Origin of the sequence: Streptosporangium sp. 'caverna', assembly GCF_003203775.1 — a bacterium.
Taxonomy (GTDB): Bacteria; Actinomycetota; Actinomycetes; order Streptosporangiales; family Streptosporangiaceae; genus Streptosporangium; species Streptosporangium subroseum.
In genome coordinates this window covers 4,355,754-4,380,805 of record NZ_CP029711.1, presented here as the reverse complement: position 1 = coordinate 4,380,805, position 25,052 = coordinate 4,355,754, and the positions used below count along the sequence as shown (strand labels likewise).

The window sequence follows — 25,052 nt, the reverse complement described above, 5'->3', positions numbered from 1 at the left end:
ACAATCGCAGCGTCAGCCTTTTGAACCTCCACGCTGCAGAGACTTTGAAACGAGATACTCCTCGACACCGTAGACACCGCGCTCGCGCCCGTACCCGGAGTGTTTGACGCCTCCGAACGGCGCGTCCCACACCGTCGGAGCATCGCTTTGGATCACGCCGCCGACACGAAGCTGTTGGGCGACGCTCTCGAAACGCGCATCGTCATCGGTCCACACGCGAGCGATGAGGCCGAACCGCGTCCCTTCCGCGAGCTCGATCGCATGCGCTTCGTTGTCGGCAGGCTGGATCGCGAGCACGGGCCCGAACACTTCCTCCTGCACGATCGGCGCGCTGGGGTCGCCGGCCACGACCACTGTAGGTGCGGCATACCAACCGCGTGTGAGGTGGGAGACGTCCTTCGACGCGACGGTGCGCACACCTGCGGTCTCGCCGGCGACACGGAGGTGCTCGACCACTCTGTTCCGTTGTTCCTGGCTCGCCAGCGGTCCGACGGTGCTGGCCGCATCGAAGGGGTCACCCACGACGACCTGCTCCAGCACAGCACGGACTTCGTCCTCGGCCTCTTCGAGGAGGTGGCGCGGAACGATCAGCCGAGACAGCGCCGCACATGTCTGCCCCGCGTTGCCGAAGCAGCTTCCGATCGTATGCCGCACCGCGGCCCGCACCTTGTCATCGTCGAGGACGATCGCGGCGCTCTTTCCGCCCAGTTCCAGCGATGTGCGCGTCCCCCATTGAGCAGCGGACATGGCGACCTTGCGCCCGGCTGCGACGGAGCCGGTGAAGGAGATGAAGTCCGCGCGCGCATGGCCTGCGATCGCGCTACCCACGCTTGCGCCGCTTCCGCAGACGACGTTCAGCGGGCCGGCGGGGAGCCCAGCTTCAGCGAACGCCTCCGCCACGAGGAACGTCGTGAGCGGGGCGACCTCCGCAGGCTTGAGGACGACGCCGCAACCGGCGGCGATCGCCGGCGCCACCTTCAAAGCCACCTGAAACAGCGGGTAGTTCCAGGGGGTGATCGCTCCGACGACGCCCGCGGGCTCGTGGACGACCTCCGAGTCGCCGATCCTCTCGCGCTCCGTGATCGCGTCGAGAGCCGAGGCCACCGTGAGACGGATGGCTGCGAGGCCCAGGCCGACCTGTGCTCCGCGGACCTGGCTCGCCACGGTGCCGACTTCCGCCTGCATCGTGGCGGCGAGGTCATCCGCCATGCCTTCCAGGATGTCCGCGGCCTTCTCGACCACAGCGACGCGATCAGCAGGCGAAACGCCCGCCCACTGCTTCTGCGCGCGTGCGGCGGAGTCGAATGCGCGGTCGACGTCCTCGGAGGTGGCGGACCGCACCTTGGCGATCTCCTCACCGGTCGCGGAGTTGTCCACCGATGTGTACGACGTCCCTGACGGGACGACCCGGGCATTGTCCAGCCACAGCGAATCGTCGACGATACCCCTGGGTGATGCCATGAATCTCATCCATCCTAGATCGTGAGTTGGCGGGCCCGAGAAGCTCGCGGGCCCAGAACGGCTCTTCACGCCCCTGCTTAGCCGATGGACGGTTCTGCCAGGAGCTTCCACGGGGAGGGAACGTCGCCAAACGGGACCTCGATGAGCACGGGTTCGTCCGTCCCGCGGGCGTTGCGGATCGCGTTCCCGAGCCCTTCCGGCGTGGTGACCTGCTCGCCCGCGACTCCGAACTCCTTGGCCAGGGCCACGAAGTCAGGGTTCTTGAGGTCGACGCCGATGTTGCGGCCGAACGTTTCGGTCTGGATGCGCTGTACGTTGCCGAACGCATCGTTGCGGAACACCACGGTCACGAGTCCGATGTTGTACTTGGCGGCGGTGGACAGCTCCTGCAGCGCCCACCCGAAACCACCGTCACCGTTGATTGAGACGACCTGCTGGCCCTTGGCTCCAACGGCGGCGCCGAGGCCGGTCGGGAAACCGTAGCCGAGCGTGCCCTGGTATCCGGGCGTCACGTAGGTTCCCGCCTGGTACACGGGGAACGCCAGACGCGCCGCGTAGCCGACCTGCGTGAGCTCTTCGATGAAGATGCCGTCGTCTGGCATGGCCCTGCGGATCGCCTGGAGCCACTCCACCTGAGGCGCGATCGCGCTCAGGGCATCACGTTCCCGCTCACGGTAACCGTCGAGCACCGGCGCTTCACGCTTGCCGTCGGGGAGGGAGTTCGCGATCGTCTCCAGCGCGACCTTGGCGTCGGCGATGACTGCGACATCGAACTCGCGCGGCGCGCGCACATCAGCGGGGTCCACGTTGATCGCGATGAGACGGTGGCGTCCGGGCCGGATGACCGGCTGCCCGGTCATGGTGATGAAACGAGTGCCGACGGCGAGCACGACGTCCGCATTCTCGAGGACTTCCGCGCCGGCCAGGCGCGACAGGGCAAGCGGATGCCGGTCACTGATGGCGCCCTTACCGTTCCGGCTGGTGATGACGGGCGCGCCGAGACGCTCGGCGAGTGCCTGGAGTGCAGCGCTGGATGCGGCATCGCGCACCCCTCCACCTACAACGATCACGGGCCGTTCGGCGGCGGCGAGGAGCTCGACAGCACGGTTGACCGACTCCTCGTCGATCTCGCTGGTGCGGTCACCGGGAGGATCCACCACCCCGGCAGTCGTCCTCGCCTGGAGCACGTCCGGGGGAATCTCGAGGCCGACGGGCCGCGGACGTCCGCTCGAGACCTGCTTGAACGCTTCGCGAACAAGGCCGGGGATCTCCTCGGGCGACTTCGCGATCCCGTTCCACTTGGTGAGCGAACGGAGAAGGTCCGTCTGCCCCTGAATCTCATGGAGCATGCCGAGACCCCGACCGATGGTCGGCGAAGGGATCTGACCGGTGATGCAGACAACAGGGCTGTTCGTCGCAAACGCAGTCGACAACGCCGCGCCGGCGTTCAGGAGGCCGGGACCGGGCACCACCATGCAGACACCGGGCCGGTCAGCCACACGTGCATAGCCGTCCGCCATGTACGCGGCCCCCTGCTCGTGCCGCGCCGAGATGAAATCGATCGACTCGCGGTTCTGTGCAAGACCGTCCATCGCGTAGTCCAACTGGATCCCGGGGACGCCGAAAATCGTCTGAACACCCTCCGCGATCAGCTGTTCGATGAGGAGTTCTCCACCGGTCTTCGTCATCGGCTTACCTTTCTTCCGCTCCTGTGCGGGTGTGATACAGGGCTTCTATTCACGATCAACCTCGCGTATCCTCGACAGACACATTTTGCCGGTGAGGCTGTTTGGCAAAACTCAACGCCCACCGACCTCTGCTCCTCGCAGCTCATCTCCATCGCGCTCGGGAGGTGCCTCGCTCCAGGCCCTTCGACCGAGAGACCGAAGATGACGACGGAGTTCACCCTTCGGCGGCTTCAGTACCTTGTCGCCGGCATCGACGCCAGATCTGTGACGGACGCCATACGTCACCTGCATGTGTCTCCCTTGCGCTTAGCCGGCTCGAGGCGTCCCTCGAGCCTCCAGCTTCTTCTGCGACGGAGAGGAGATGGAGTCGCGGCGACGCCCACCGGCCGCTGAGCGTACGAGCAGACGCAGGCGATGCTTCACACCACCGATGGCATCCGGGGCATCCGCTTGCCGAGAAGGGCACGGTGTCGTTGCGCGACTTGGAGGACGACAACCTGATCCTCCTGGCGATGCAGCCCGCGGCGACCCACGTCGAGAGCGTTCTTCGCCGACTGGACCTGAAGCTCGATGTGCGTTGGAACAGCGGCGATGTGGAGACGATTTGCGCGATGGTTGCGCGGCCTCGGCTACAGCATCATCATGGGCTCCCTTACGGCGACCACACCCATGCCGGCCTTCCGGTGCGGGAGTGCCTCGAACCACTAGATGGCGCTGAGGTCTCGCGTTCGGCTCTCCGATGCGATCAGGATCGCCACGAGGCAGACGGCAAGCACCCCCAGCCACGCCCAGCCCAGCACGGCGATTCCTCCGCTGGCGGCGACCAGAGAGGTCGCGATGAGGGGCGTGAAGCCCGAGCCGAGCGTTGAAGCGGTCTGGAAGCACAGCGAAGCACCGGTGAAACGGAGGCGCGTAGGGAACAACTCCGCCAGGAACGCGGCGAGCGGACCGAGGATGAAGCCCTGGATGAACTGACCGATGATGACGGCGGCGGCGAAGCCCGCCGCGGTTCCCGTCTGGATCAGGTTGAGCATCGGGAAGACGAAGATCAGCGCTGCGACGATTCCGGCGGCGAGGGGCAGGCGGCGCCCCCAACGGTCGCTCAACCGGGCGCTGATGATGGCTGCGATGAGGAGGGCGATCGAGCCGAGGATCTTCAGGTTCAGGATGACCGTGCGGTCGGCACCGAGCTCGACGGCGTGGTTGACCGCCCACGAGGTGGCGATACCGTCGATGGTCAGCTGACTGATCGCGACGATGATGCCGAGCGCGACCTGCTTCGGGTAGAGGCGCAGGACCTCCAGAATCGGCGTCTTCCGCTTCTCCGCTTCCTGGTCCAACGACTTGAACAGCGGGCTCTCCGTGACCTTCAGGCGGATGAGTGTTCCGACCAGGACGAGCACGAAGCTGAGCAGGAAGGGAATGCGCCATCCCCACGAGAGGAACTGGTCCTGCGGGAGCGTGGAGGCGAGGGAGACGGATCCGGTGGCGAGCATCGCACCGGCGGGTGCGCCGAGGCTCGCGAACGAGGCTGCGAATCCGCGCTTCGCACCGGGGGCGTTCTCGAGGGCGATGAGCATCGCGCCGCCCCACTCGCCGCCGACGGCCACACCCTGCAGGACTCGGCAGACGATGAGGAGGATCGGCGCCGTGACACCGATGAGTTCGGTGGCGGGAAGGAGCCCGATCGCCATTGTCGAGAGGCCCATGATGAGCATGGTGGTGACGAGCACGCCCTTGCGGCCGAGTTTGTCGCCGAAGTGGCCGAAGATCACGCCTCCGAGCGGTCGTGCGGCGTACCCGACGGCGAGCGTGACGAAGGACGAGATGGTCGCCATGGTCGGCGAGAGGTTGTTGAAGAAGACATGAGGGAAGACGACCGCGGCCGATATGACGTACAGGACGAAGTCGTAGAACTCGATCACGCTTCCGCTGAAGCTGGACAGCAGAATGCGCCGCATGGGGCCATGCCACAGTGAGTCGGATCGGTCTTGCTGCGTGACTGTGGTGTTCTCGGTGGTTTTCATGGCAGGTCTTTCAGGTATGACCGCGACGGTGCGGTCAGCGGGGGCCGTTGGCGAAGACGGGGAGGGCGTCGAGGAGCTGCACGGTGTCCTCTGGGGAGCCGACGGTCACTCGTATGCCGCCGCCGATGGGGCGCACGAGCACGCCGTTGGCCTCGCATGCTTTGGCCACGCTCACGGTCGATTCGCCCAGCGGAAGGAAGACGAAGTTCGCCGCGGATTCGACGACGTTCCAGCCACGGGAGCGAAGGGCCGCGGTGAGGAGTGCGCGCTCCTCCACGATCGACGCGACGCGACGCTCGGACTCGGCCACCTGCTCCGGCTGGAGCGCGGCCAGCGCACCGGCGACGGCGACGCTGTCGATGCGGAACGGTACTCCCAGCCGCGACACGTAGCTCATCACTTCGCTGTCACCGACCGCGTAGCCGATGCGCAGGCCTGCGAGCCCATGAGCCTTGCTGAGCGTGCGGACGACGATCACGTTCGGGTGCTCATCCATGAGCTCCAGGCCGTTGACCTCCGTCGCGAACTCGACGTACGCCTCGTCGAGGATGACGGCGATGTTCTCGGGTACGCGCGCCAGGAACTCCTTGAGTTCCGCGTTGGTGTATGCCGTGCCCGTCGGGTTGTTGGGGTTGCAGACGATGATGACCCGGGTACGCGGTGTGATGGCACCGTGCATGGCGTCGAGGTCGTGGGCATGCGAAAGCAGCGGGACAGTGATCGGCATCGCCGAGTTGGCGATGGCGGCGGTTCGGTAGTACGGGAAGCTCGGCTCGGCGAAAATCACTTCGGACTCGGCTTCGACGAGAACCCCGACGATGTCACGCAGCAGCGCGGTGGATCCGTTCGCGACCGCGATGCGGTCGGACGACTGACCGACGTGCGCCGCGACGGCGTCGCGAAGCTCGGTGTACTGCATGTCCGGGTACCGGTGCGCGTCCTCGAGCGCGGCTTTCATCGCATCCACGATCGCCGCCTGCGGAGGCCATGGGACCTCGTTCGACGCAAGGCGCGCCTGCCTGCGCGTTTCTCCGCCTTCGGGGCGTCGACCAGGCACATACGGAGGCAATCCTTCAAGCCGGTGGGCGATCCTCAGTGATCCCACGTTTCCTCCCTCGGTGAACGTTCGCCGACCACGTGATGTCTAGTCGCGCGGCTGGTTTCACCACAGTGGGCCACCCGCGGAGTTACGGCAATCACAAATATCGGGCTAGACAGTTTAAATATTCTAAACTTCTACCGCGCGCCGCAATCCGCAGAGGGTACGTTGAAACCTTCACCATCAGGTCGAGAAGGGCCGTGTCTGCCGACCTAGAGCATGCCGGTCTTGCTCACGGGTGTGCCGTCGCGCGAGGTGAAATGCCTCGCAACCGCCTCACGGCAGTACGCCCGCAGCGCTTCCACCCGGGCGGTGCGCCGCGCCCCAGGCGCCGTGGCGAGCACGACGTGGTTGGCGGGGATCTCATCCGCGATGGGGCGATACACGATCGGCTTCCCGTCGTACGTCAGGTCGCCGTGAGGGCGACCCATGATGATCGTGTAGCCGAGGCCTCGCGCGACGAGCGAGCGGATCGTCTCGACGTTCGCACTGCGCCAGCGCACTCGAGGTGTGATGCCGGCGTTGCGCAGGATCTCCTCGACGTGATCAGTGGCTGGGCGCATGGCAAGAAGAACGGCGTACTCGTCGCGCAGGGAGCTGAGCGAGACCCTCTCCTGGCTGGCCAGCGGATGACTCGGTGAGACGGCGAGCTGCAATCGAACCGGGGCGAGACGCTGAACATCGACCTCGGAGACGATGTGGTTCTCGTAGAGGAGGGCCGCATCCAGCCTCCCCTCGACCAGGAGGGTCTGGAGCGCCGCTGACGCTCCTTCCTCCAACTGGAGGTCGATCGCAGGGTGGTGCTTCGCAAAGTACTCCGCCATCTGCGGGAACAGCCATGGGGACAGAGTCGTGAAGATCCCGACCCGCAGCGGGCCGCTCAGTTCTCCGCGGATGGTTCCGGCCAGCTCCTGGATGTCTTCGACGCAGTGGGCTATCACTTGCGCGGTGTCGTAGACGCTCCGCCCGGCATCGGTGATCTCAACGCCTTTCCCGCGCGTGCGCAGCGTGAGCTGGACGTCGAGGAGTTCCTCGAGTTGCGTGATGGCGAGAGAGACCCCGCCGGCGGAGACGTGCAGTCTCTTCGCCGCCTCGGTAACCGACCCGCTCTCGACGACGGCGCAGAAGTACTGCAGCTGCCTGAGCGAGAGCGCCGACACTCCGTTCACTTCTGCCTCCTTAAACTATCAATCACGATAGTTGTCATTGCTTGATTTGCCGAATTCACGCACACTCGATGTGTTCCATCAACCGAGGGTTCGCCACAGAGAGCGTCCAAGTCCCGCTACCAGGAATTCGACGATGAACGCCAACCCTACGACCGCGCCCCACGCTGGGGCGGTCTCAGAAGAGCCTCTACGCACACCGCAGATGCGGCGGATTCTCGCGTCGGGCTTCCTCGGCGGTGCGATCAGGTTCTACGGCTTCATGCGCTACGCAAGCGCGTCACCGGGTTCGCCCCGATCATCGCCGGTTCCCTCGCCGCCTTGACCGGAGGGCTTCCCCTGCTCGGCGGCGTGTGGATCGCCGCCCTCGCCCTCTGCGCCGTCGCGCTGTTCATCATCCCCGAAAGCAACAAGTGCGATCCGCTGACCGATAGGAATCTCATAAAGTGACCAACTCCGCCACCTTCGACGCCGATGTCATCATCGTCGGCGGAGGGCCCGTTGGCCTGCTGGCCGCAATGGATCTGGACTCGCGCGGAGTCTCGACGATCGTCATCGAAGAGAATCCCTACCTCGACCCCCCGAACGTCAAGTGCAACCACGTGTCCGCTCGCACGATGGAGGCATTTCGCCGCTTCGGGCTGGCCGACAAGGTTCGCTCGGCCGGCCTGCCCTCCGACCACCCTCAGGACGTCGCCTTCCTCACCTCGATGACGGGCATGGAGTTCGGTCGCATTCCGATCCCCTCCGCTTCCGCACGTCGCGACGGAACCGGGGAGGGCCCCGACACCACCTGGGCGGTCGCCGAGCCGGCGCATCGCGTGAACCAGCAGTTCCTAGAACCCGTTCTCGAGGAGCACGTGGCTTCCCTCGAGAACGTGAGTCTTCGCAACGAGGTCAAGGCCGTCGCAGTCTCTCAGGACGAGAATGGCGTGACGGTGGAAATCGTCCCGGTGGGCTCAGAGGAGAAGACGACTCTTCGCGGCCGTTATCTCATCGGCGCCGACGGTGCCCGTTCGCTCGTGCGGAAGACCATCGGGTCCACATTCCACGGTGACCCTGTCCTGCAGCATGTCCAGTCGACGTGCATCAAGATGCCGGACCTGTACGAGCACATGTCGGCGGGGAAGGCGTGGGGCCACTACGTCTACAACGACCGCCGGAACGGTCATGTCTACTCCATCGACGGCGTCGGGACGTTCCTGATCCACACGTACCTGAGCGCCGAGGAAGCCGAGCGGGAGGAGGTCGACCGCGACCGTGCGATCCGCGACATCCTTGGAATCTCCGACGACCGGTCCTACGAGTTCGTCTCCCGTGAAGACTGGATCGCTCGTCGTCTCGTCGCAGACAGGTTTCGCGAAGGCCGCATGTTCATCGCCGGTGACGCCGCTCATCTCTGGGTGCCCTACGGCGGATACGGCATGAACGCGGGCATCGCCGACGGTCTCAATCTGTCGTGGCTCCTGAGCGCTGTGATCGCCGGCTGGGCGGACGAGTCGATCCTGGACGCTTACGAGGCCGAACGCCAGCCGATCACGGACCAGGTGTCTCGCTTCGCCATGTCCCACCTGCGGAAGATCTCTGGTACGGATGTGCCCGCCGGCCTCGAGGCCGATGGGCCCGAAGGGGATGCGGCCCGCGCGGCCTTCGGGAAGCTCGCGTACGACTTGAACGTCCAGCAGTTCGCGGCCGCGGGCCTCAACTTCGGATACACCTACGCGAACAGCCCCATCATCGTTGCGGACGGCCCGGCACCGGAGTACACGATGGGCACGTACACGCCCTCCACGGTGCCGGGTTGCCGCCTCCCCCACCACTGGCTCGCGGACGGTTCTTCGCTTTATGACCTCCTCGGTCCGTGGTACACGCTCGTGGTGCTCGATCACTTCGACGCCGCGGAGAATTGGGCGGAGGAGGCACGCGCTGCCGGCCTGCCCGTCACGGTGGTCAGGCTTCCCGAAAGTGTTGAGGACTCCGCGTACACGACGCCCTTCGTGATCGCTCGTCGTGATCAGCACGTGGCGTGGCGAGGAACGACACTGCCTTCGGATGTCGCTGCCTTTGCCGCTCGTCTCGGTGCTGTGACCCGCTCGCGGAGCGAGCAGGGCGCCGACGTTCTCGCCACCTCCACTCACTGAGATCCTCTGTACCGCGATCGGGGGATGCCCCCCCAGCCGCACTCCCACCCCGTCCATCTCCTACATCGCCTTAGGGGAGCCCTGCGCAAAAGATCGAGTGTCTTTCGATCCAGCAGGCAGACGCGCGAAGGCCACACTATGAGCACCGCACCTGCACACGGTTCCCTTCCCATCACGCCGGGGAAGATCATTGCCGTCCACATCAGCCATGAGTCGCGCGCAGCGCAGCGCGGCCGCCGCCCTGCCGCTCCTTCGTACTTCTTCAAGCCGTCAAGCTCCCTGGGCGCCTCGGGCGACGCGGTCGAGCGTCCCGAGGGCACGGAGCTGCTCGCCTTCGAGGGCGAGATCGCCCTCGTCATCGGTTCGCCCGCGCGAAGCGTCTCCCCCGCCGAGGCCTGGAGTCACGTGGCATGGGTGACGGCGTCGAACGACTGGGGGCTGTACGACCTGCGCGCCAACGACAAGGGGTCGAACGTGCGCAACAAGGGCCGCGACGGCTACACACCCGTTGGCCCGCAGCTCATCGACGCACGTGCGGTCGACCCCACCGCGCTGCGCGTGCGGACGTGGCTCAACGGCGAGCTCGTACAGGAGGGCGAAACCGTTGACCTCATCTTCCCGTTCTCCCAGATCATCGCCGACCTCTCCCAGCACCTCACACTCGAAACCGGCGACATCATCCTCACCGGTACTCCGGCCGGTGCGTCGGTGGCTGCTCCAGGAGACATCGTCGAGGTCGAAGTCGATGCGCCGAACATGATCGGTGGACTGAGCTCGGGCAAGCTGACGAGCCGTGTGATCGACGGTCCCGGCGACTTCGATCCCGCCATCGGTTCGCTCCCCTCGGTCGACGACCTCCAGCGCGAGGAGGCGTGGGGTTCGCGCGAGGCGGCGAGGCTTCCCGTCGCCGTCCCGGCCTTCTCCCCCGAACTGCGTGACAAGCTGCTCAAGACGCCCGTCGCCGGGTTGTCGCAGCAGCTGCGCAAGCGCGGCCTCGACAACGTCTCGATCGATGGCGTGCGCGCGACTCGGCAGGGCACGAAGCTCGTCGGCGTCGCGAAGACGTTGCGCTTCGTCCCGAACCGCGAGGACCTCTTCCGAAGCCACGGCGGCGGCTACAACGCGCAGAAGCGCGCGTTCGATGCCGTGCGGGAGGGCGAGGTCATCGTCATCGAGGCGCGCGGTGAGCGCGGCTCCGGCACCCTCGGCGACGTGCTCGCCCTCCGTGCTCTCGCACGCGGCGCGGCGGGTGTCGTCACGGACGGCGGCGTGCGCGACTATGCGACGGTCGCCGGCATCGACCTCCCCGTCTTCAGCCAGGGGCCGCACCCCGCCGTGCTCGGCCGCAAGCACGTGCCGTGGGACACCGACCTCACGATCGCGTGCGGCGGCGCCACGGTCCAGCCCGGCGACATCATCGTGGGCGACGACGACGGTGTCATCGTGATCCCTCCGGCGATCGCCGAGGAGGTGGCCGACGCGGCACTCGCCCAGGAGATCGAGGACGCGTGGATCGCCGAGCAGGTCGCCGCGGGTCACCCCGTCGACGGTCTGTTCCCCATGAATGCGCAATGGCGCGCGAAGTACGAGGCAGCCGCCATCGACTCATCCGCGGCGGAGCCGCCCCGCTCGAGATCGAGCTCGCCGCGCGCGACCATCGCTGGAACACGATGAAGGCGTTTCTCGCGAAGGTGCTCCCCGATCTCGAAGGCCTACTTCACCGTCCGATCTCCAATCACCTCTGAACGGGAAAATCAGATGACCGACACCGCGACATCTGTCCGGCACGTCCCCGCCGACCTGCCCACGCGCATCCAGCACTACATCGACGGCGAGTTCGTCGACTCGCTCGACGGCGACACGTTCGATGTGCTCGAACCCGTCTCGAACGAGGTGTACGTGCAGGCCGCGGCCGGCAAGAAGGCCGACATCGACCGCGCCGTCGCCGCGGCCCGTCGTGCGTTCACGCAGGGACCGTGGCCGCGCATGCTGCCGCGCGAGCGCTCGCGCGTGCTGCACCGCATCGCCGACATCGTCGAGTCCCGCGATGCCCGCCTCGCCGAGCTCGAGTCGTTCGACTCGGGTCTGCCGATCACGCAGGCGCTCGGCCAGGCGCGCCGCGCGGCTGAGAACTTCCGGTTCTTCGCCGACCTGATCGTTGCGCAGGCCGACGACACCTTCAAGGTCCCCGGCCGCCAGATCAACTACGTCAACCGCAAGCCGATCGGCGTCGCGGGACTTATCACACCGTGGAACACGCCCTTCATGCTCGAGAGCTGGAAGCTCGGCCCCGCCCTCGCGACGGGCAACACCGTCGTGCTCAAGCCGGCCGAGTTCACACCGCTGTCGGCGTCGCTGTGGGCGGGGATCTTCGAGGAGGCGGGGCTTCCCCAGGGCGTCTTCAACCTCGTCAACGGCCTCGGGGAGGACGCCGGCGACGCGCTCGTGAGGCACCCCGACGTGCCGCTCATCTCGTTCACGGGCGAGAGCCGCACGGGGCAGATCATCTTCGGCAACGCCGCCCCCTACCTCAAGGGCCTCTCGATGGAGCTCGGCGGCAAGTCGCCCGCCATCGTCTTCGCCGACGCCGACCTCGACGCCGCGATCGACGCGACCATCTTCGGTGTCTTTTCGCTCAACGGCGAGCGCTGCACGGCCGGCAGCCGCATCCTCGTCCAGCGCGACGTGTACGACGAGTTCGTCGAGCGGTATGCCGCGCAGGCGAAGCGCGTGAAGGTCGGCTACCCGCACGACCCCGACACCGAGGTCGGCGCGCTCGTGCACCCCGAGCACTTCGAGAAGGTCATGAGCTACGTCGAGATCGGCAAGAGCGAGGGCCGCCTCGTGGCGGGAGGCGGACGCCCCGAGGGCTTCGAGTTCGGCAACTTCGTCGCCCCGACCGTGTTCGCCGACGTCGCCCCCGACGCCCGCATCTTCCAGGAGGAGATCTTCGGCCCCGTCGTCGCGATCACGCCCTTCGACACGGACGAGGAGGCGCTCGCGCTCGCGAACGACACGAAGTACGGTCTCGCCGCCTACGTCTGGACGAAAGACCTCACGCGCGCCCACAACTTCGCACAGGCCATCGAGGCGGGCATGGTGTGGCTCAACTCCAACAATGTCCGCGACCTGCGCACACCCTTCGGCGGCGTCAAGGCGTCGGGTCTCGGACACGAGGGCGGCTACCGCTCGATCGACTTCTACACCGACCAGCAGGCCGTGCACATCACGCTCGGCAAGGTCCACAACCCCACCTTCGGCAAGTAGGAGCGCCACGAGGCCACCGACCTCGACGACTCGGATCCGCGCCGACCCGGTGACCGACACGTTTCCCACCCATCACGAAAGCAAGGACGCTGACATGACCATCGCCGGCCGTACCCCGACCTCCTCCGGCTTCTACGTCTCTGAGGAGGTGCCCATCCACGCGGAGAATCCCGTCCCCACGCCCTCCTCACCGGCGCCCGACATCCTGCGCTGCGCCTACATGGAGCTCGTCGTCACCGACCTCGCCGCCTCCCGCGAGTTCTACGTCGACGTGCTGGGCCTGACCGTCACGGAAGAGGACGACGAGGCGATCTACCTCCGCACGATCGAGGAGTTCATCCACCACAACCTCGTACTGCGCAAGGGGCCCGTCGCCGCCGTCGCGGCGTTCTCGTACCGGGTCCGCACCCCCGAGGACCTCGACAAGGCCGTCGCCTTCTACACGGAGCTGGGATGCCGCGTCCAGCGCCGGGAGGACGGCTTCGTCAAGGGCATCGGTGACTCCGTGCGCGTGGAGGACCCGCTCGGCTTCCCGTACGAGTTCTTCCACGCCGTCGAGCACGTCGAGCGCCTCGCCTGGCGTTACGATCTCCACTCGCCCGGCGCCATCATGCGCCTCGACCACTTCAACCAGGTCACGCCCGACGTGCCCAAGGCAGTCCGTCACTACCAGGACCTCGGGTTCCGCGTCACGGAGGACATCCAGGACTCCGACGGCGTCGTCTACGCCGCATGGATGCGCCGCAAGCCCACCGTCCACGACACCGCGACCACGGGCGGCGACGGTCCCCGCATGCACCACGTCGCGTTCGCCACGCACGAGAAGCACAACATCCTCGCCATCTGCGACAAGCTCGGCGCGCTGCGCCGCTCCGACGCCATCGAGCGCGGCCCCGGCCGGCACGGCGTCTCGAACGCCTTCTACCTCTACCTGCGCGACCCCGACGGCCACCGCGTCGAGATCTACACCCAGGACTACTACACGGGCGACCCCGACAACCCCGTCATCACGTGGGACGTGCACGACAACCAGCGCCGCGACTGGTGGGGCAACCCCGTCGTGCCCAGCTGGTACACCGAGGCCTCGCCCGTGCTCGACCTCGACGGCAATCCGCAGCCCGTCGTCGCCCGCACCGACGCGAGCGAGATGGCGGTCACGATCGGCGCCGACGGCTTCTCGTACACCCGCAAGGACGACACCGAAGAGATGCCCGAGTACAAGCAGGGCGAGTACAAGCTGGGTTACCAGCTCTAAGAACTCGTTTCAGAATGATCTTGCGAATTGTCGGTGACAGATGAGCACGCCGATCATTCTGAAACGAGTCGTACGCCCCGCGCCCGCGCTTCCGCCGCAGAGGACCCGGAGCTCTCAGGCGGAAGCGTGTTCCCGCACCGCCTTCTCACGGAAGAGTCATCATGCTCACGAAAGACATCATCACGTCACTCGCGGAGGAACTCGCGGAGGCGGAGCGGACGCACGGGGTCATACCCCGCATCACCGCGCGGTTCCCCGAGGCCACGATCGAGGACTCCTATGCCATCCAGGGGGTGTGGAGAGAGAAGAACCTCGCAGCCGGGCGTCGCCTTGTCGGCCGCAAGATCGGGCTCACCTCACGTACCATGCAGGCCGCGACCGGCATCACGGAGCCCGACTACGGCGTCATGTTCGACGACACCGTGTGGGAGAACGGCGCGCGCATCCCGCACGACCGGTTCTCCAACGTCCGCATCGAGGTCGAGCTCGCCTTCGTCCTGAAGGAGCCGCTGGAGGGCCCGCACTGCACGCTGTTCGACGTCATGCGCGCGACCGAATACGTCACGCCCGCCCTGGAGGTGCTCAACTCCCACATCGAGCTCGAGGGCCGCACGATCGTCGACACCATCTCCGACAACGCCGCCTACGGCGGGCTCGTGCTCGGAGGCAATCCGACGAGCCCCGATGCGATCGATCTGCGGTGGGTCTCGGCTCTCCTCTACCGCAACGAGACGATCGAGGAGACGGGCGTCGCCGCCGCGGTCCTGAACCACCCCGCGGCGGGGGTCGCGTGGCTCGCGAACAAGACGCACCGGCACGGCGATCGCCTGGAAGCCGGCGAGATCATCCTCGCCGGATCCTTCACCCGTCCCATATGGATTGAGAAGGGCGACACCGTGCTGGCCGACTACGGACCGATGGGGACCATCTCATGCCGCTTCGTCTGAACCCGACCCTCCGCGACCGTCTCGCCGCGGCCGAGCGTCCGCTGTTCGGCGGATGGGTGTGCTCCGGCTCCCCCGTCATGGCCGAGATCATGGCGGGCTCGGGCCTCGACTGGGTGCTCATCGACATGGAGCATGCCCCCAACGGCCTCGAGTCCACGCTCGCGCAGCTGTACGCCGTCTCGGCATACCCCGTCACGCCCGTCGTGCGCGTCCCCGCCGCCGACCCTGTGACGATCAAGCAGGTCCTCGACCTCGGCGCCCAGACGATCCTCGTGCCGATGGTCTCGACAACCGACGAGGCCCGAGCCGTCGCGGAGGCCGCGCAGTACCCACCCGCGGGCCGTCGCGGCGTCGGGAGCGCCCTCGCCCGCTCCGCCCGCTGGAATCGCGTCGACGGCTACCTCCGGAACGCCGCCGACCACGTCTCCGTGTTCGTGCAGATCGAGACGGCCGAGGGCGCCGCAGGCGCGGAGGCGATCGCGGCGACCCCCGGCATCGACGGCGTCTTCGTCGGCCCGAGCGACCTCGCCGCCTCCATGGGCGTCCTGGGGCAGCAGACGCACCCCGACGTCATCGCCGCCGTTCACCGCGCCTTCGACGGCGTCGCCGCCGCGGGGAAGCCCGTTGGCGTCAACGCCTTCGACCCGCAAGTGGCACGCGCCTACGCGGACGCCGGGGCACGTTTCGTGCTCGTCGGCGCCGACGTCGCCCTCGTCGCACGTGCTTCCGAGGCCCTCGCGACAACCTTCATCCACGATACGGGCGGTGCGACACCGGCTTCGTACTGACCACAAAGGACAGAGACCACACATGACCGAACGCGAGAAGCGTGGACGGCACCGGAAGACGGGACGGTGAAGGCGGCGAACACGCGAGGATGCGCATTCACCAGGTGACGAAACCCCGGCCCGGCTGATCGCGGCGATGGCCGGAGAGCGAGTATGCACCGGCGACACGACATCGTCCCCGCCCCACGCGAGCGTGAGACGGGGACGATGTCAGAAGATCAGCTCAGCCGTACCGTCGCGGAGGACAGGCCGCCGCGAACGCTGACGGCGTTCACCTTCACCGTGTCGGTGTCGCCCTTGGTCACCCGGAGCGTCACCTTCTGTGTCTTCCCGCCGTCCAGGTAGAACTCGGGAGTTTCACCGACGACCCTCGCACCGTCGACCTCGACGGTGTCAGGGGCGACGATCTTGACCTCCTTCGCCTGCTCCAGCGCGGTGGGGATGCGTCCCGTGTTCGTGACGGTGGCCGCGATCTCGTGGGTCGCACCGTCGCTCTGACCGCCCCTGAGTGTCTTCACCCTCACCTGCGAGAGCTTCACCTGCGGAAGCGACTCGGACAGGTAGAGGTTGAAGTGCGCCTGGTTCGCGGCCCACTGACTGATCAGATCCGCGGACGGGTTCTGCGCCCAGAACTTGGGGTTGATCCCGCCGACCTCGACCTTGCCCAGCTTGGGGTGCTGGATCGTGGTCCACGGCAGGAAGCAGTCGGTACGGCCGTTCTCGGCGCACCAGCGTGACCGCTCCCAGTCGGCGAACCTGTCGTCGCGGTCGTAGTCCTTGAAGTCGCCGCCGTTCCACAGCTCGTCGCCGTACCAGATCGCGCCGTACTGGAAGTAGCCGAAGTCGGGCCCGTGACCGAACAGCGGCTCGGGCTCACCGCCGTTGCGGGTGGCATAGTCGATGTAGACGCTGCCGGCGTACCGGTAGCCGGTGAACCCGGAGCCCGCCTTGTCGAAGTGCTCGTACAGCTTGCGGTCGCTCGTGTACATGCACTCCTTCGGGTCACAGGTCGAGGGCCCCCGCAGGTGCATGGGCACCCGCGTGTCCATGCTGTTCACCACGCCGATGTTCGTGTGCGACATCAGCCAGGTGTACACATGGCGGGTCTCCGGCTCCGACAACGGGTACGCGCCGGCACCGCCCTGGGTCAGGTTCCGCCCTGTCGCGTCGTTCTCCGGCATCACGTGCCAGTTGTAGGGGTAGTTGCGGTGCAGGTCGAGGCCGCCGATACCGTCCTCGTTGGAATTACCGTCGCCGTCGCTGTCGACCCCCTCGGAGAACATGAGGTAGTCGCCCTTACCGGCGCCGACGTTGAGCATGACGGTCTTGGCCGGGTCACGTTCGTCGATCACGTGCGTTCCCTTGCCCGCGCCGACGTACTGGCGCATCTGGCTCAGGTATCCGTCTTTGTTGAGGTCCTCGCCGGAGTCCTCGTCGAGCTTGCCGTCGCCGTCGTTGTCCTGCGGCCGCACCGACGACCGGTTCGTCTGGGCGGTGTAGAGGTACAGGTTGTGCCCGTCCGGGTTGTTGACCGGCCGGATGTAGAAGGCCTTCTCGGCGAGCAGCTTGCGGACCTTCTCGTCCCTGCCGGCCTGCGTGATCAGATGGTGTGCGAGCCACAGCGAGCTCTCGGCCGAGGACGTCTCACCGGAGTGCCGGTTGCCCTCGAAGAAGGAGGCCGGCTTGTCGGTGTCGGCACCGGTGGACTTGTCCGTAATCGTCAGCTGGTAGATCGGCTGACCGCTGAAGCTCTCCCCGACGACGTACAGGTCGACCAGGTCAGGATGATCGTGGGCCCACTTTTTCAGCCACCACTGGATCTCTATCCCGGTGTGGAAGTGGTCGAAGTCCATCTGCCCGGGCTGCTTCGGCTGCACCTGGGGGTACTTGACGACGTCGAAGGTGCTCTGCCCCTCGCGCGCGCCGGCGATCGTGATGGTGGGAGTCGTCGGTGTGACGCTCTCCGGGAAGGGACCCGGGTCCGCGGCCGGCTGCAGGCCGATGGTGTACTCCGTGGCCGAGGACAGCACCGTGTCGTCGAGTGCGACGGCGCTGTCCGTTCCCCATATAGACGTATTGGCGATGACGACAGCGGTACCCACCAGCAGGGCCGCCAGCGTCGAGAGCGGGCGCTTAATACGCCGCCGCGAGCGGCGCGCCACTCGCTGTGAATGTGGAATTTCCGGATCGTGAGAGGACGCTTCTCGTTCGCCTGGTGATAGATAAGAATTGTCGAAGGAGCCCACGCAAAAATCTCCTGTCGTCACTTCACTGAATGCCTCGCCGAGGGAGGCATAACAATCACGTTCTATGTCGGGGGCGCCACCCAACGGGTAATTCCAGTGATCAACGTAACTCACCATTTTCTGCATGTAAAGATCACAATCAGGCGAACTGGTCCATCAATCCATGTTTCGGGCGTTTCGGCTGGTTCGCGCCGTGTGTCGGCCGGCTCGGCGACCGGCGAACCGGCCGACGACATCCGGCAGGCCCCGCCGTCGGTCGGTGACGTCGGCGCGACCGAGGCGGACGGGCCGGCGGGAGCAGACGGTCCACGGCCGAGGCGATCCGCGCGAGAGGCCGGCAATGGGCGTGATCACACTGCCCGGCGCGACCACCCCGCCGGCCGCCGTTCATCGTCAGGCGCCGCCGATTCCGGCTCCGCGCGGACGGATACGAACGTCACGGCCCTCGTGGCGACTTCCACAGCGTCCGGGGCGGCGTCTCCGCGGAACCGAAGCCGCGATGGCGAGCCTGGCCGCTGCTCGGTGGGGCATCCGGCCGCGCGATGGCGGGCACCCGGACCCCGCATGGCCTCGGCGTTCGCCGGGCGACGTGCTCACACCCGGTCCGCTGCGGACCGGGCTGGCCCGCGATGCCGGCGGGCGCCTCCGGAGTCGCCCGCCGCGACGGTGGATCGGGTCGCCGTCACACGGCTCGGACAGGGGGCCGTGTGAACGGTTTTTCTGTGTACGTGCGGGCAATGTCATTTGACGGTCGAATCGGCACCGAGATTCGCCGGGAAACCCTTTCGGTCACGCCCCATTTTACAATTGACGGGACGCGTAGCCGATGAGTCCAATGGTTTACCTGTCCGATCGGCCTTGGTCGGAAAATTCCCGACAGGGAATTTCTGCCCCCTCGACTTCGGCTGTTTACCGAATGGCTGTAGGCAAGTGGGAGAAAGGAAGCAGAAAGTGAAGCGTGAGAAAACCACGACGATCAAGCAGACTGATATCGCCAGTTTTATCCGGCAGCGTGCGCGGTGCACAAAACGGTGAACATGCTCGTTGAGCTGGGCGTTCGCAGGGCTGTCAGGCCGCCCTGCGGTACTCGCCGATCAGACTGTTGACGGTTCTTCGGCGGTGGATCCGGAGCGTCTTGTCGATCACTTCGCGGGGGTCATACAAGGGCGGGCGAAGGGATCGGGCCGATGTGGGCGATGACCGTTGTAGCGACGTTCGTGCTCCGCCGAGACCGTGCCCGGGTGTCGTTCTCCGTAGATCAGCAGGTGGTCGAGGCACTCGCGCCGCAAGGTTCCCACGAAGCGCTCCGTGCCGCAGGCGGTGAGAAGAAAGCCGGTCGGTTCATCGGCGGTCCGGTGGACATCGACGATCTCACCCGTTCCGGCATTCAGGGTGATCCGTTCGCCGTGGAGGCGGATGGGTTGGGCGCAGCCCCGGTGGCGTGGACCATCTGTTGCCGTCGGGGGAAGTCCGGCACGGCCGCGCGCTGGAGGGCGGCCGGCGGCCCAGCTCGGCGCCACGGGTTGAGTTCGGGCGCTCTTCAGGGCTTTCGTGTTCGGCCTGTGACAAAATGTCACAGGTGCGCTTTCATGCCGATCTGCACATGCACTCGAAATACTCCAGGGCCTGCAGCAAGAACAGCGACCTGGAGCATCTGACGTTGTGGGCGCGGCGCAAGGGCGTCACCGTGATGGGCACCGGCGACTTCACGCATCCGGCCTGGTTCGACCGGCTCCGCGAGGCCCTCGTGCCGGCGGAGCCCGGGTTGTTCCGGCTGAGCGCGGAGCTGGACGAGGAGATCGCCCGCGAGCTGCCGCCCGGCGTGGCCTCCGATCCGGTGCGGTTCATGCTGTCGGTGGAGGTCTCCACGGTCTACCGGCGCGCCGGGCGCACCCGCAAGATCCACCACCTGGTGTACATGCCGGACTTCGACGCGGCGGAGGCGTTCAACCGCAGGCTCGCGCAGGTCGGCGACCTGAGCTCGGACGGCCGGCCCGTCCTCGGCCTGGACTCCCGCGATCTCCTGGAGATCACCCTGGACTGCGGCGACGGCGCCTACCTGGTGCCGGCACACGTCTGGACGCCGTGGTTCGGCGTGTTCGGCTCCAAGTCCGGATTCGACACGATCGAGGAGTGCTACGGCGAGCTGGCCGACCAGATCTTCGCGCTGGAGACCGGACTGTCCAGCGATCCCGAGATGAACTGGCGGGTCTCCGGCCTGGACGGCTACCGGATGGTGAGCTACTCCGACGCGCACTCGCCGCCCAGGATCGGCCGCGAGACCACGGTCTTCGACGTCGACCTCGACTACTTCGCGATCCTGCGCGCGCTGCGGACCGGCGCCGGGCACGAGGGGACGGTCGAGTTCTTCCCCGAGGAGGGCAGATACCACCTGGACGGGCACCGCAAGTGCGGCGTCCGGATGACCCCGGAGGAGACGCGCAGGCGCGACGGGATCTGCCCGGTCTGCGGCAAACCGCTCACCGTGGGCGTGCTGAGCCGGGTCGAGGAGCTGGCCGACCGTAAAAAGGGCGTACGGCCGGACGGCGCCGCCGGTTTCCGCAGCCTCGTCCCCCTCCCGGAGATCGTGGGCGAGGTCCTCGGCGTGGGACCGACGAGCAAGAAGGTGCTCGCGGAGATCGACGAGCTCGTCGCCACCCTGGGACCGGAGCTGGCGATCCTGGAGGACGTGCCGGTCGACGACATCGCGGCCCGTTCCCTGCCGCTGGCCGAGGCCATCCGCCGGCTGCGCCGCGGCGAGGTGGTCCGGGATCCCGGATACGACGGTGAGTACGGGGCGATCCGGCTCTTCGAGCCCGGTGAGGCGATCCCGGCGGACACGGCCGTCACCCCGCCGCTTTTCTAGGTCCGCCGCTTTCTAGGCCCACCGCTCTCCCGGCTCCGCTGTCACACCGGCACGGATGACGATCACGCCAGGCCCGGCCACTCACCAAGATCCCAGCTCAGGCGACGCCGCGTCGTTTTTGACTCCACACACCCCGTGAAAGAAACTTGAGGTCCTATCAAGTAAGGTTTGCCTGCCCTAGTTTAGGTAAGCCTTCCATTGACCCTGGAGTGACGGTGTTCGCCAGTTACCTCATCGGCCTGCGCGAGGGACTCGAGGCCACCCTCGTGGTCTCCGTTCTCGTCGCGTTCCTGGTCAAGGGCGACCGCAAGGATCGCCTTCCCCTCGTGTGGGCCGGAGTGATCGCCGCGGTGGCGCTCTCCGTCGGGTTCGGCGCACTGCTCACCTTCACCGCGGCTCACCTCGGGCACCAGCAGCAGGAGCTGTTCGACGCGATCACCTCGCTGCTCGCCACCGTCTTCGTCACCTGGATGATCTTCTGGATGCGCCGGGCCGCCCGGTCGCTCTCCGGCGAGCTGCGCACCAAGCTCAACGACGCGCTCCAGCTCGGCTCGACCGCCGTGGCCGTCATGGCCTTCCTGGCCGTGGTCCGCGAGGGCCTGGAGACCTCACTGCTGTTCTTCGCCTCCGTACAGGGCGCGACCACGAGTGCCACGCCGTTGATCGGCATCAGCCTGGGCATCCTCACCTCGATCGTGCTCGGCTGGGGCATCTACAAGAGCGCGATGAAGATCAACCTCACCACGTTCTTCACCTGGACGGGACTGCTGCTGATCCTGGTCGCCGCCGGCATCTTCAAGTACGGCGTGCACGACCTGCAGGAGGCCAACATCCTGCCGGGCCTCACCACCCAGGCGTTCGACATCAGCGGCATCCTTCCCCCCGACTCCTGGTGGGGCGCCCTGGTCTCCGGAATGTTCAACATCACCCCGCAGCCGAGCGTGCTGGAGACCATCGCCTGGGTCCTCTACGCGGTGCCCACGCTGATTCTCTTCCTCCGCCCGCAGTCCAAGCGCCCGGCGCCCGCCGTCACCACCCCTGCTCAATAGGAGAACCATGCGTACGTCCATCACTCTCGTCGCCGCCGGGCTGGCCCTGGCCGCGCTGTCCGCCTGCTCGAGCGAACCCCAGCAGGCGGGTACCGCGGCGAGCCCCGGCCCCGCCAAGGACAGCAAGATCGCCGTTGCGGCGAACGACACCGAGTGCAAGGTCGCGGTCAGCGAGGTGAACGCCGGCACCTCCACGTTCGCCATCACCAACGCCGGTTCCAAGGTCACCGAGTTCTACGTCTACGCGCCGGGTGACCGCGTGATGGGCGAGGTGGAGAACATCGTGCCCGGCCTGACCCGCGACGTCATCGTCGAGCTGCCGGCCGGCACCTACGAGGCCGCCTGCAAGCCGGGCATGATCGGCAAGGGCATCCGCAACCCGCTGACGGTCAGCGGCCAGCACACGCCGTTGACCGACGACGCCAAGCTGGCGGACGCCACCGCGAGCTACAAGCGCTACATCAAGTCGCAGAGCGACACGCTGCTGGTCAAGACCCAGGAGTTCGTCGACGCCGTCAAGGCCGGCGACATCGACAAGGCCAAGGCCCTCTTCCCGGTCGCGCGCACCTACTGGGAGCGCATCGAGCCCGTCGCGGAGATCTTCGGCGACCTCGACCCGGCCATCGACGCGCGCGAGGCCGACCTTGAGGAGGGTCAGGAGTGGACCGGCTACCACAAGATCGAAAAGGATCTGTGGATCGAGAAGGACGTCTCCAAGGACGGTCCGATCGCCGACAAGCTCATGACCGACGTCAAGACCATCGTGGACAAGTCCAACACCGCGGAGCTCTCCCCCGTCCAGCTGGCCAACGGTGCCAAGGAGCTGCTCGACGAGGTGGCCACCGGGAAGATCACCGGTGAGGAGGACACCTGGTCGCACACCGACCTGTGGGACTTCGACGCCAACCTGCAGGGGTCCAAGGCCGCCGTCCAGTCGCTGCGCCCGGTGCTGGAGGAGCGCGCCCCCGACCTGGTCAAGACGCTCGACGAGAAGTTCACCGCCGCCGAGGACGCGCTGGGCGCGCACCAGAAGGGCGACGGCTGGCAGCTGCACAACGAGCTGTCCAAGGATGAGCTGAAGAAGCTGTCCGACGCGATCAACGCGCTGGCGGAGCCGATCAGCAAGATTGCCGCCGTCGTCGTGAAATAAGCTGTGAGGCCCGCGCCCGCCGTACGGGCGGCGCGCGGGCAGCGGCCCGGTTCCGCAGTCGGGTCAGCCGGGATATGACAAAGAGCGGCTGGGACCGCGCTGGGCGGCCGAGCCGTGACGGCGTACGTGGCCGGGGCGTCTGACGACCAGAATGTGGTGGCCGGCGGCCACATGCGAGAGGGAGATCGGCCGCCTCTCCGAGACCGGAGCCGACGACCCGGTGCTGTTCTCGTGCTCGGGGGGTGCCCGAGCAGACCGGCTGGAAAGAGACGACGAGGAGGGGTCCCGGTGACCTCAGGTGAAGGATCGGACCTCACGGAGCTGGTCAACGTCGGCCGATCCGTGGCCGGCTACTTCGAACGCATCGGCATCACCAGGATCGCGCAGCTGGCGCACCAGGATCCGATCGAGCTGTACGAGCGGATGTCGGCCGCCTTCGGCGAGCGGCTCGACCCGTGCCTGCTCGACACCGTCATGTCCGCCGTGGACCAGGCCGAAGGGCGGCCCGCCCGCCCGTGGTGGCACTACACCCCCGAGCGTAAACGGCTGCTGGCCGAGCGGAACCACTGACGGCCGTACCCGGCTTGTCACCGGCGCCGTACGCCCAAGCCGTACCGGGCTGACGTCATGGGGCCGGCGCGACGGCGTCGCAGGGCTCAAGTGCCTGCGACGAGGTCGACGGGGACGGCGCGGGTGACCGGCGCGAGAGCAGGTATCCCGTCAGTGCGGCGAGCAGGCCGGCCAGGCCGGCCGCCGCGAAGCCGCCCGCCGGCACGGACGCGTCGATCGCCACCCCCACGACCGGGGCGCCGAGCGCGAACCCCGCGCTCGCCGCCGAGGCCTGCAGGCCGGTCGCCTCACCTCGCACGCCGGCCGGCGTCAGCCGGCTCACCGCGTCGGAGACCGTGGAAAGGGTCGGTGCGGTGAGCAGCCCGGCACCGATGACGGCCACACACAGCCAGGGCCAGTCATGGGCGAGTCCGGCCGGAATCGTCACCAGCCCGAGCAGGCCGAGCAGCAGCCAGGTGGGCATCGGCCGGGTCAGCGCTCCGTACACCAGGCCGCCCACGACGGACGTCACCCCGAACACGGCGATGACCACGGCCGCCCACGAGACCTGGCCGGCTTCTCGAAGAGTGGCGACGATGGCCAGGTCGACGCCGCTGAGCAGCATCGCGACACCGAACCCCATCGTCAGAACAGCGACCATGCGCGCTCCCAGCCACTCCCGGCGCCGGGGCCGGGCCGCCGCCTCGCCGTCCGTCTCGTCCCCGGACCGCAGCGGCGGGTTGAGCAGGGCGATCCCTGCCCCGCCGACGACGATCGCGGCGCCCACTCCCCATGCCACCACGCCGGGGGACGCCTTCGCCGCGCACAGGATCACCACCGCCGGCCCCACCATGTACGACAGCTCGCCCGCCACCGACTCCAGCGCGAACGCCGCCCGCCGCTGCCCTGCCGTCGTCATCGCGGCGATCGCCTGCCTGGTGACCGATTGGATCGGCACCATCAGCAGACCGGCGGTGAAGGAGGCGCACAGCAGGATCACGTACGGCAGCACCGGCACGGTCAGCCAGAACACGAGCTGCGACACAACCGTGGCCAGCAGTACGGTACGCAGGCCCCGCCGGTCGATCATCCGGCCCAGCAGCGGCCCGCCCAGCGCGACACCGGCGGTGAGCGACGCCACCACGGCTCCCGCCGCCGCGTAACTCATGTCGAGGGCGATGACGACGTACATCGTCAACGCCATCGCGTCCGCCGTGATCGCGGTACGCGCGAGCAGCGAAATGCCCAGCAGTGGCGTCATCCCCGGTACCGCGAGCACCTCTCGAAATCTGGTCACCGATTTGACGCTAAATCATTATGAATGCCATAGGAAGCCGTCAATTCGTTGGACCA

The 25,052-nt window shown here is 67.1% G+C and carries 17 protein-coding genes and 1 pseudogene; 11 read left to right on the top strand and 7 right to left on the bottom strand.

The features are described from left to right. Positions 1-12 precede the first annotated feature (12 nt). Positions 13-1,461, bottom strand: a complete 1,449-nt coding sequence (locus tag DKM19_RS19265; RefSeq protein ID WP_162641600.1) for an aldehyde dehydrogenase family protein — start codon at positions 1,459-1,461, stop codon at positions 13-15. Positions 1,462-1,538: 77 nt separating this feature from the next. Beyond that, on the bottom strand, positions 1,539-3,149 hold the full coding sequence (locus tag DKM19_RS19260; protein WP_110697071.1) for a thiamine pyrophosphate-binding protein: 1,611 nt from the start codon (positions 3,147-3,149) through the stop codon (positions 1,539-1,541). Between the two features lie 164 nt (positions 3,150-3,313). Here DKM19_RS19260 and DKM19_RS52975 point away from each other — a divergent pair. After that, positions 3,314-3,757, top strand: a pseudogene (locus tag DKM19_RS52975) (hypothetical protein); the annotation flags it as partial. A 96-nt stretch (positions 3,758-3,853) separates the two neighbouring features. Here the strand turns inward: DKM19_RS52975 and DKM19_RS19250 are convergent. From DKM19_RS19250 to DKM19_RS19240, 3 genes are all read right to left on the bottom strand, one after another. Next, positions 3,854-5,110 carry an MFS transporter gene (locus DKM19_RS19250; protein WP_204358867.1) on the bottom strand — a complete coding sequence of 419 codons (1,257 nt, stop codon included), beginning with the start codon at positions 5,108-5,110 and terminating at the stop codon, positions 3,854-3,856. Between the two features lie 100 nt (positions 5,111-5,210). Continuing rightward, the gene (hisC, locus tag DKM19_RS19245; RefSeq protein WP_110697068.1) at positions 5,211-6,281 is read right to left on the bottom strand and encodes a histidinol-phosphate transaminase; all 1,071 of its coding nucleotides are present in this window, start codon (positions 6,279-6,281) and stop codon (positions 5,211-5,213) included. Positions 6,282-6,487: 206 nt separating this feature from the next. Continuing rightward, positions 6,488-7,444 (bottom strand): LysR family transcriptional regulator, encoded by a 957-nt coding sequence (locus DKM19_RS19240; protein ID WP_110697067.1) that lies wholly within the window; start codon positions 7,442-7,444, stop codon positions 6,488-6,490. Positions 7,445-7,887: 443 nt separating this feature from the next. On the opposite strand from DKM19_RS19240, the gene DKM19_RS19235 reads away from it, so the two are divergent. From DKM19_RS19235 to DKM19_RS19210, 6 genes are all read left to right on the top strand, one after another. Continuing rightward, positions 7,888-9,582, top strand: a complete 1,695-nt coding sequence (locus tag DKM19_RS19235) for an FAD-dependent monooxygenase (protein ID WP_110697066.1) — start codon at positions 7,888-7,890, stop codon at positions 9,580-9,582. Between the two features lie 138 nt (positions 9,583-9,720). After that, positions 9,721-11,256, top strand: coding sequence for a fumarylacetoacetate hydrolase family protein (locus DKM19_RS19230; RefSeq protein ID WP_110697065.1), 1,536 nt, complete (start codon positions 9,721-9,723; stop codon positions 11,254-11,256). Between the two features lie 84 nt (positions 11,257-11,340). Then, positions 11,341-12,849, top strand: a complete 1,509-nt coding sequence (gene hpaE / locus DKM19_RS19225; protein WP_110697064.1) for a 5-carboxymethyl-2-hydroxymuconate semialdehyde dehydrogenase — start codon at positions 11,341-11,343, stop codon at positions 12,847-12,849. 94 nt (positions 12,850-12,943) lie between these two features. Beyond that, complete coding sequence (gene hpaD, locus DKM19_RS19220) at positions 12,944-14,104, top strand: 3,4-dihydroxyphenylacetate 2,3-dioxygenase (RefSeq protein WP_110705810.1); 1,161 nt, start codon at positions 12,944-12,946, stop codon at positions 14,102-14,104. A 161-nt stretch (positions 14,105-14,265) separates the two neighbouring features. After that, positions 14,266-15,051: a 2-oxo-hept-4-ene-1,7-dioate hydratase gene (hpaH, locus tag DKM19_RS19215; RefSeq protein WP_110697063.1), complete on the top strand. Its 786-nt coding sequence runs from the start codon at positions 14,266-14,268 to the stop codon at positions 15,049-15,051. Next, positions 15,036-15,839 carry an HpcH/HpaI aldolase/citrate lyase family protein gene (locus DKM19_RS19210; protein ID WP_110697062.1) on the top strand — a complete coding sequence of 268 codons (804 nt, stop codon included), beginning with the start codon at positions 15,036-15,038 and terminating at the stop codon, positions 15,837-15,839. The genes hpaH and DKM19_RS19210 overlap by 16 nt, the downstream gene beginning before the upstream one ends. A 218-nt stretch (positions 15,840-16,057) precedes the next feature. On the opposite strand, the gene DKM19_RS19205 is transcribed toward DKM19_RS19210, so the two are convergent. Next, the gene (locus DKM19_RS19205) at positions 16,058-17,869 is read right to left on the bottom strand and encodes a M14 family metallopeptidase (RefSeq protein ID WP_204358866.1); all 1,812 of its coding nucleotides are present in this window, start codon (positions 17,867-17,869) and stop codon (positions 16,058-16,060) included. A 1,795-nt stretch (positions 17,870-19,664) separates the two neighbouring features. Here DKM19_RS19205 and DKM19_RS19200 point away from each other — a divergent pair. The 4 genes from DKM19_RS19200 to DKM19_RS19185 all read left to right on the top strand — a co-directional run bounded on the left by DKM19_RS19200 (position 19,665) and on the right by DKM19_RS19185 (position 23,720). Further along, a complete protein-coding gene (locus DKM19_RS19200; protein ID WP_110705808.1) occupies positions 19,665-20,951 on the top strand; it encodes an endonuclease Q family protein in 1,287 nt (428 codons plus the stop codon). Between the two features lie 215 nt (positions 20,952-21,166). Beyond that, positions 21,167-22,000, top strand: a complete 834-nt coding sequence (efeU, locus tag DKM19_RS19195; RefSeq protein WP_110705807.1) for an iron uptake transporter permease EfeU — start codon at positions 21,167-21,169, stop codon at positions 21,998-22,000. Positions 22,001-22,007: 7 nt separating this feature from the next. Next, on the top strand, positions 22,008-23,150 hold the full coding sequence (gene efeO, locus DKM19_RS19190; RefSeq protein WP_110697061.1) for an iron uptake system protein EfeO: 1,143 nt from the start codon (positions 22,008-22,010) through the stop codon (positions 23,148-23,150). A 288-nt stretch (positions 23,151-23,438) separates the two neighbouring features. Then, a complete protein-coding gene (locus DKM19_RS19185; protein WP_204358864.1) occupies positions 23,439-23,720 on the top strand; it encodes a helix-hairpin-helix domain-containing protein in 282 nt (93 codons plus the stop codon). Positions 23,721-23,775: 55 nt separating this feature from the next. On the opposite strand, the gene DKM19_RS19180 is transcribed toward DKM19_RS19185, so the two are convergent. Further along, positions 23,776-24,996 (bottom strand): MFS transporter, encoded by a 1,221-nt coding sequence (locus DKM19_RS19180; protein WP_110697060.1) that lies wholly within the window; start codon positions 24,994-24,996, stop codon positions 23,776-23,778. Between the last annotated feature and the right edge of the window lie 56 nt (positions 24,997-25,052).

Excerpts from the sequence above, each read along its gene's own strand:
- DKM19_RS19210 (WP_110697062.1), top strand. The coding sequence starts at position 15,036 with ATGCCGCTTCGTCTGAACCCGACCCTCCGCGACCGTCTCGCCGCGGCC.
- DKM19_RS19230 (WP_110697065.1), top strand. The coding sequence starts at position 9,721 with ATGAGCACCGCACCTGCACACGGTTCCCTTCCCATCACGCCGGGGAAG.
- DKM19_RS19265 (WP_162641600.1), bottom strand. The coding sequence starts at position 1,461 with ATGGCATCACCCAGGGGTATCGTCGACGATTCGCTGTGGCTGGACAAT.
- DKM19_RS19260 (WP_110697071.1), bottom strand. The coding sequence starts at position 3,149 with ATGACGAAGACCGGTGGAGAACTCCTCATCGAACAGCTGATCGCGGAG.
- efeO (WP_110697061.1), top strand. The coding sequence starts at position 22,008 with ATGCGTACGTCCATCACTCTCGTCGCCGCCGGGCTGGCCCTGGCCGCG.
- hpaH (WP_110697063.1), top strand. The coding sequence starts at position 14,266 with ATGCTCACGAAAGACATCATCACGTCACTCGCGGAGGAACTCGCGGAG.
- hpaD (WP_110705810.1), top strand. The coding sequence starts at position 12,944 with ATGACCATCGCCGGCCGTACCCCGACCTCCTCCGGCTTCTACGTCTCT.
- hpaE (WP_110697064.1), top strand. The coding sequence starts at position 11,341 with ATGACCGACACCGCGACATCTGTCCGGCACGTCCCCGCCGACCTGCCC.
- DKM19_RS19250 (WP_204358867.1), bottom strand. The coding sequence starts at position 5,110 with ATGCGGCGCATTCTGCTGTCCAGCTTCAGCGGAAGCGTGATCGAGTTC.